Source organism: Promicromonospora xylanilytica, from assembly GCF_054782895.1.
On record NZ_BAAGRP010000070.1, the window covers coordinates 102,871 to 109,526 of the forward strand.

A 6,656-nucleotide genomic window follows, 5' to 3' on the forward strand; every position below is an offset into this window, starting at 1 on the left:
CGCCGTGGCGGGCTCCGCCAGGCGCACCCGCCCGAGCACCTGGAGGAACCCATGTCCATCCGTGCGCACAAGCGCAGTCTCACGCTGGCCGTCACCGCCGCCCTGGTCGCCCCGTTCGCGATGGTCGCCGCGGTCGCCGCGGACACCGTCACCGCGGCACCGGCTGCCGCCCACGGGTCGGTGACCGACCCGCCCACCCGCAACTACGGATGCCTCGAGCGCTGGGGCGACGACCACCTGAACCCCGAGATGGCCGAGCTCGACCCGATGTGCTGGGGCGCGTGGCAGCACGACCCCAACGCCATGTGGAACTGGAACGGCCTGTACCGGGAGAACGTGGGCGGCAACCACGAGGCGGTCATCCCGAACGGGCAGCTCTGCTCGGGTGGACGCACCCAGTCACCGCGGTACGACTACATGGACACCCCCGGCCCGTGGGTCGCCAAGGACGTTCCGCAGCAGTTCCACCTCACCCTGACCGACCAGGCGCAGCACGGCGCCGACTACCTGCGCATCTACGTCTCGGAGCCGGGCTTCGACCCCACCACCGAGGCACTGGGCTGGGACGACGTCCAGCTGGTCAAGGAGACCGGGTCGTACCCCGCGCAGGGCACGTACGAGACCGACGTCGACCTCTCCGGCCGCAGCGGCCGTGCCGTCCTGTACACGATCTGGCAGGCCTCCCACCTCGACCAGCCGTACTACCTGTGCTCGGACATCAACATCGGCGGCGGGGCGGCCGGGTCCGACGCCGCCGTCGAGCAGGCCGCGACGGCTCCCGCCGGGCGTCTCGCTCAGCTCGCCTCCTGACCCTCGCCTCCTGACCCTCGCCTCCTGACCCGGAGCAGCAGGAACAGCTCCGTCCCGAGCCACCCGTCGGCCTCGGCCCTTCAGTGGGCCGGGGCCGACGCGGTCGTCCCCGGCCGCTTCCCGACCGCTCTCCCGCCCGCTCCCCGGCCAGCCGAAGCATCGACATGATCGATACCTGAGACAGATCTTGTCTCAGAGTCGTTCCCCACGTAGCCTGCAGCAGGCGGGCCGCTCGCTCGCCGGGAAACACGCAGCCACGCGGCCATTGAGCCGCCCCACGCAGGGAGGACGTCTTGAGCACTGTGCGCTCCGCACTCCCCAGCTCGTCCCGCCCGGTCGCCACGCACCGGATGTGCGCAACCGCCTGCTGCCCCCGAGGCTGTCTGTAGAGCGTCCGCTCTCGCGTCCGACCACACCGGCACCACCGGACGTGGCCAGGCGCCGGCGCGATGCTCCGGTCCCGACCAGACGCTCGACACCGCCACCCGAGGCCTTCATCCGCACGGCCCGGGCGACGACGTCGGACAAGCACGACCCCCTGCCAGCAACACCCGCCACACAGCGAAGGAAGAACAATGGCCCGCATCTACGACGACGCGACCAAGCTGATCGGCAACACGCCGCTCGTCAAGCTGAACAAGCTGACCGAAGGCCTCGAGGCGACCGTCCTGGCCAAGCTCGAGTTCTACAACCCGGCCAACTCCGTGAAGGACCGCATCGGCGTGTCCATCATCGATGCCGCGGTGGCGTCGGGTGAGCTCAAGGAGGGTGGCACGATCGTCGAGGGCACCTCCGGCAACACGGGCATCGCCCTGGCCTGGGTGGGCGCCGCCCGCGGTTACAAGGTCGTGCTGGCCATGCCGGAGACGATGTCCAAGGAGCGCCGCGCGCTGCTGCGGGCGTACGGCGCCGAGCTGGTGCTCACGCCGGGCGCCGAGGGCATGAAGGGCGCGGTCGCCGCCGCCGAGAAGATCGCCGCCGAGCGTCCGGGCGCTGTGCTGGCCCGGCAGTTCGCCAACGAGGCCAACGCGCAGATCCACCGCGAGACCACCGCCGAGGAGATCTGGGCGGACACGGACGGCGCCGTCGACATCGTCGTGTCCGGCATCGGCACGGGCGGCACCATCACCGGCGTGGGCCAGGTGCTCAAGGACCGCAAGCCCGAGGTCCAGATCGTCGCGGTCGAGCCCGAGGAGTCGCCCATCCTGAACGGCGGCGCCCCCGGCCCGCACAAGATCCAGGGCCTCGGCGCCAACTTCGTGCCCGAGATCCTGGACACCAAGGTCTACGACGAGGTCATCGACGTGAACGTCGCCACGGCCATCGACTTCGCGCGCCGCTCCGCCCGCGAGGAGGGCCTGCTCGTGGGCATCTCGTCGGGTGCCGCGCTGTCCGCCGCCGTGGACGTCGCGAAGCGTCCGGAGAACGCGGGCAAGACCATCGTCGTGGTCGTCCCCGACTTCGGCGAGCGGTACCTCTCCACCCCGCTGTTCGAGGGTCTGGTCGACTGATGACGGGGGTGCGCGGGCTGCTCCGGGTTCTCGCCGAGGACCTGGACGCCGCGCGCGCCCACGACCCGGCCGCGCGGTCCCGCCTGGAGGTCGCGCTCGCCTACCCGGGCGTGCACGCCCTCTGGGCCCACCGCGCGGCGCACCGCCTGTGGCGGATGCCGCACCTGCGCCTGCCCGCGCGGCTGCTCTCGCAGCTCGCGCGGGCGGCCACGGGGATCGAGATCCACCCGGGCGCCCGGCTGGGCCGGCGGCTGTTCATCGACCACGGCATGGGCGTGGTGATCGGTGAGACCACGGTGGTGGGCGACGACGTGATGCTCTACCACGGCGTCACGCTGGGCGGCCGGTCGCTCAACCGCGGCAAGCGGCACCCGACCCTCGGCGACCGGGTGACCGTCGGCGCGGGCGCCAAGGTGCTGGGCCCCGTGTGGGTCGGGGACGACGCGCAGGTGGGCGCGAACGCCGTCGTCGTGAAGGACGTACCCGCCGGAGCCGTCGCCGTGGGCATCCCCGCGCGGATCCGGGTCCCGAGTGCACTGGTGGCCGACCGGCCGCGCAACGAGGACCCGTCGGAGCTCATCGAGTACGTGATCTGAGCCCGGGTCAGCGCAGGCTCTCCGCGTACCGCTCGGCCAGGGGTCGCGGGGCTGCGGCGAGCCAGGCGTCGACCAGCGCCTCCCGCAGCGCGGCCTCACCGACCGCGTCGAGCTGGAGCAGCATCCCCGCGAAACCGTCGAAGTGCGCGATGGTGAAGAACCCCGGCCGTTCCTGCGCCAGGATCGCCGCCTTCTCCCCCAGGTCCTCGACCCGCACACCGAGGATCGGTCCCTGCGGCACGGGCTCGTCACCGAACCGCTGAAGGTCGGCCTTCGTGAACGGCCGTTCCCACGCGAACGCCTTGCGGCCCACGGACCAGGCGCGGTGGCGGTAGCTCGTGCCCTCGGAGGTCTCGGGCAGCCCGAGGGCGATCCGCGCGACGTCGTCGAGGGTGGCCACGGTTCCACCGTACCCAGCACTCGACCCGCACGGTCGGCGGAACGCCGTCGGGTGAGCCGGTAGGGTGTGGGCAGTACCTGGGACGCGCCGTCCCAGGTAAGACGTTCCCACGACGAGGTGACCCGCATGCGCATCGGATTCCAGACCGGTTACTGGTCCCGCAAGCCCCCGAAAGGCATCCAGCAGTTCATCCTGGCCGCCGACCGGCTCGGCCTCGACTCCGTCTGGACCGCCGAGGCCTACGGGTCCGATGCCTTCTCCCCGCTGGCGTGGTGGGGCTCGCGCACCAAGCACGTGCGGCTGGGCACCGGCATCGCGCAGCTCTCCGCCCGCACGCCGACCGCGACCGCCATGCAGGCCCTCACGATGGACCACCTGTCCAAAGGCCGGTTCGTGCTCGGGCTCGGCGCCTCCGGGCCGCAGGTCGTCGAGGGCTGGTACGGCCAGCCGTACAAGCGGCCCCTGGCCCGCACGCGCGAGTACGTCGACATCGTGCGGCAGGTGATGCGCCGCGAGGCGCCCGTCGTCCACGACGGGTCCTTCTACCAGCTGCCGTTGTCCGCGGAGGCACCCGGGGCGATGGGGCTGGGCAAGGCGCTCAAGCCGACGGTGCACCCGTTCCGCCCGGAGATCCCGATCGTGCTGGCCGCGCAGGGCCCCAAGAACGTGGCCCTCGCCGCGGAGATCGCGGACGGTTGGATGGCGGGGTTCTACGCGCCCCGCATGGACGGCGAGTTCCGTGCCCTCCTCGCCGAGGGCTTCGACGTGCGCTCCGAGGAGCGTTCGCGGGCCGCCGGGTTCGAGGTGGCGGCGACGGTCCCCGTCGTCGTGCGGGACGACGTCGAGGCCGCCGCCGACGTGATCCGGCCCCACATCGCCCTCTACGCGGGCGGGATGGGCGCCAAGGAGGCGAACTTCCACAAGCAGTCGCTCGACCGGCTCGGCTACAAGGAACCGCTCGACAAGGTGCAGGAGCTGTTCCTCGCGGGGCGCAAGGAGGAGGCGGCCGCCGCCGTGCCGACGCAGCTCGTGGAGGAGATCGCACTGGTCGGGCCGGTCGACAAGATCCGCCGCGAGCTGCCGACGTGGGAGAAGACCGCGATCACGACGATGCTCGTGCAGGGCGACCCGGCCTCGATGCTGGCGCTGCTGAGCATCGCGCAGGACTCGTCGCCGGCGGGCCGGTCTCGCCGGACGGCGGCCGCGCTCCTGGCCAAGCTCGCCCCGACCAAGATCTGACCGTTGAGTGCTGGATATCCGCCCTGTTCCGGGCGCTGAGGGGGCGAGTATCCAGCACTCAACGGGGGTTACGGGAGGACCGTGATGCGGCCTTCCGTCGTCACGTCGATCGTGGTGAGGGCGCGGGCGTGGTCCGCTATGACCTCCGCGTCGACCGGGGCGTCGCCGACCGGCACGAGCACCTCGGCGTCGGCGAACCCGCTGACGCCGTCACCGCCCCCGGCCACATAGGCCGTCACCGCGACCGTGTAGGTGGCATCCGGGTCGAGTGGCACTCCGCCCACGCTGACGTCGCTCACCCGTGATCCCGCCACCGCTGACGGCGAGTACGCGTACGCCATGCCGGACACCTGCGGGAAGCCACCGCCCAGGTCCTCCACCTGGGACACCGCGTCCTCCAGGGACTGGAGCAGGCCCGCCCCGCTGACCCGCACGTGCAGCACCCGGTTGGCGAACGGTGCGATCGAGTAGGCGTCGCGGAGCGTGAAGTCGGGGCCCGGCGCCTCGGCGCGCAGTCCGCCGCCGTTCACCCAGCCGACGTCGGCCTGGTGCCGCTCGCGGAACCCGTCGGCGACGAAGTTGCCCAGCGCCGTCTCCTCGAACCGGCTCGCGTGATCCGGGTTGAGCAGCGGGGTCGTCACGTCGGCGAGCACCTCGGAGAGCCGCTCGTCCATCTCGGCCGCGTAGCGCTCCTCGACCTCACGCAGCCGCGGGTCGGGCGTGACCGTGTGGTCCACCTCGACCACCGACGGCGTCACCACGTGCTCACCGCGCCGCTTGGTGATGTCGAGGCGGATGAGCGACCCGATGTTCCCCTCCGACGCCATGAGCGGAACGTCGCCCTCGTACTCGATCACCGATTCGTACTCGGCCATCTCCTCGCCGAACACGGCGTCCAGCTCGGGCACGGCGCGCGCCAGCTCGTGGTTCTCGTCCATCGGGTACTGGGTCACGGCCACGATCACGTCGGTCTTGGTGTGCGTCCGCAGGTCGGCGACGGCGGCCCGCGCCGCCTCGACCGGGTCCGTCTCGACGAGGTGCCCGGCCGCCGACGTCGTCTCGATGGCGTCCGTGAGCCCCACGAACCCGACCCGGACATTGCCCACCCGCTGTACCGCCCAGGTGCCGCCCTCGACGAAGGGCGCCCCGTCGGGGGTCGTCAGGTTGGACGTGATCCACGGGAAGTCGGACGCCGCGACGAGCTCGCGCGCGTGGTCGACGCCGAAGTCGAAGTCGTGCTGGCCGAAGTTCGCCAGGTCCACGCCCACCTCGCCCAGCGCCTCGACCATCGGCACACCCTTGTAGAGGCCGCCGAACAGCGTGCCGCCGGCCAGGTCCCCGCCGAAGACGACGGCCGTGGCCGGGTTCTGCTCCTCGACGGTGCGTACGGCCGTGGCCAGGCGGGCGACGCCGCCGCGGTCCTGGCCACCGGTCAGCACCGGGCCGATCTCGTGCGCGTCGTGAAAGTACAGGAGCGTCGCGGCGTTCTTGCCGTGGCCCTGGGCTGCGGGCGACGCCGTGGGCGGCGCTGCGGCAGGCGGCGCTGCGGCGGGCGGCGCTGCGGCGGGCGGCGCTGCTGCGGCGGGCGTCAGGCCAGAGGCCACCAGCCCGGAAGCGAGGACGAACGTTCCGAGACGTCCGATGGTGCGGGCAAGGGGGCGGTGCATGGCAGAACCTCCGACGGGTCGGTCTCGGCTCGGCACGCTAACCGGCGGCTGTGAACGACGCGATCCCCGCGCGTGAACTGTGGGTGACTCCCCCCGCGGGCCCCTGGGGGCATGTAGACACCCCTCAGGGGCGAGCCGCATCCTCGGCCGGCACGCCACCCCGCTGACCGCCACGTTCGTCGTCCGCCGGCTCGTCGTCGGGAAACCAGACCGCACGCCGCAGGTTCACGCGGCGTCCGTCCCGGGACAGCGGGCAGCCTTCGGCTCGCAGCGCGTCCAGGGCCTCGGACAGATGATGCCGGGGCGGCGAGCCCGCGGCGTTGACGACGCGCCACCACGGGACCCGTTCGCTGTCCGCCGGCAGCGTGTCGGCGTCGGCGTCGGCGTCGGCGTCGGCGTCGGCGTCGGCGTCGGCGTCGGCGGGAGCGGCGTC

Annotated in this window: 7 protein-coding genes; 4 read left to right on the plus strand and 3 right to left on the minus strand. The window is 72.4% G+C overall.

Annotation, left to right across the window (positions count from 1 at the left end):
- Positions 1-51: 51 nt before the first annotated feature.
- The 3 genes from ACYVK7_RS20960 to epsC all read left to right on the plus strand — a co-directional run bounded on the left by ACYVK7_RS20960 (position 52) and on the right by epsC (position 2,917).
- On the plus strand, positions 52-810 hold the full coding sequence (locus tag ACYVK7_RS20960) for a lytic polysaccharide monooxygenase auxiliary activity family 9 protein (RefSeq protein WP_460889652.1): 759 nt from the start codon (positions 52-54) through the stop codon (positions 808-810).
- Between the two features lie 575 nt (positions 811-1,385).
- A complete protein-coding gene (gene cysK, locus ACYVK7_RS20965; protein ID WP_460889653.1) occupies positions 1,386-2,321 on the plus strand; it encodes a cysteine synthase A in 936 nt (311 codons plus the stop codon).
- Positions 2,321-2,917 (plus strand): serine O-acetyltransferase EpsC, encoded by a 597-nt coding sequence (gene epsC / locus ACYVK7_RS20970; RefSeq protein ID WP_460889654.1) that lies wholly within the window; start codon positions 2,321-2,323, stop codon positions 2,915-2,917. The genes cysK and epsC overlap by 1 nt, the downstream gene beginning before the upstream one ends.
- Positions 2,918-2,924: 7 nt before the next feature.
- On the opposite strand, the gene ACYVK7_RS20975 is transcribed toward epsC, so the two are convergent.
- Positions 2,925-3,317: an MmcQ/YjbR family DNA-binding protein gene (locus ACYVK7_RS20975; RefSeq protein ID WP_460889655.1), complete on the minus strand. Its 393-nt coding sequence runs from the start codon at positions 3,315-3,317 to the stop codon at positions 2,925-2,927.
- Positions 3,318-3,443: 126 nt separating this feature from the next.
- On the opposite strand from ACYVK7_RS20975, the gene ACYVK7_RS20980 reads away from it, so the two are divergent.
- Entirely contained in the window at positions 3,444-4,556 is a 1,113-nt protein-coding gene (locus ACYVK7_RS20980; RefSeq protein ID WP_460889656.1) for an LLM class F420-dependent oxidoreductase, read from the plus strand.
- A 68-nt stretch (positions 4,557-4,624) separates the two neighbouring features.
- On the opposite strand, the gene ACYVK7_RS20985 is transcribed toward ACYVK7_RS20980, so the two are convergent.
- Together ACYVK7_RS20985 and ACYVK7_RS20990 are read right to left on the minus strand one after the other, a co-directional pair.
- Positions 4,625-6,223: a bifunctional metallophosphatase/5'-nucleotidase gene (locus tag ACYVK7_RS20985; protein WP_460889657.1), complete on the minus strand. Its 1,599-nt coding sequence runs from the start codon at positions 6,221-6,223 to the stop codon at positions 4,625-4,627.
- A gap of 124 nt (positions 6,224-6,347) precedes the next feature.
- Positions 6,348-6,656, minus strand: a 309-nt coding sequence (locus ACYVK7_RS20990) for an MGMT family protein (RefSeq protein WP_460889658.1), incomplete at its 5' end; no start/stop codon positions are given.

Bases quoted from the DNA above. Each gene is read 5' to 3' on its own strand.
- ACYVK7_RS20980 (WP_460889656.1), top strand. From the start codon at position 3,444: ATGCGCATCGGATTCCAGACCGGTTACTGGTCCCGCAAGCCCCCGAAA.
- cysK (WP_460889653.1), top strand. From the start codon at position 1,386: ATGGCCCGCATCTACGACGACGCGACCAAGCTGATCGGCAACACGCCG.
- epsC (WP_460889654.1), top strand. From the start codon at position 2,321: ATGACGGGGGTGCGCGGGCTGCTCCGGGTTCTCGCCGAGGACCTGGAC.
- ACYVK7_RS20960 (WP_460889652.1), top strand. From the start codon at position 52: ATGTCCATCCGTGCGCACAAGCGCAGTCTCACGCTGGCCGTCACCGCC.
- ACYVK7_RS20985 (WP_460889657.1), bottom strand. From the start codon at position 6,223: ATGCACCGCCCCCTTGCCCGCACCATCGGACGTCTCGGAACGTTCGTC.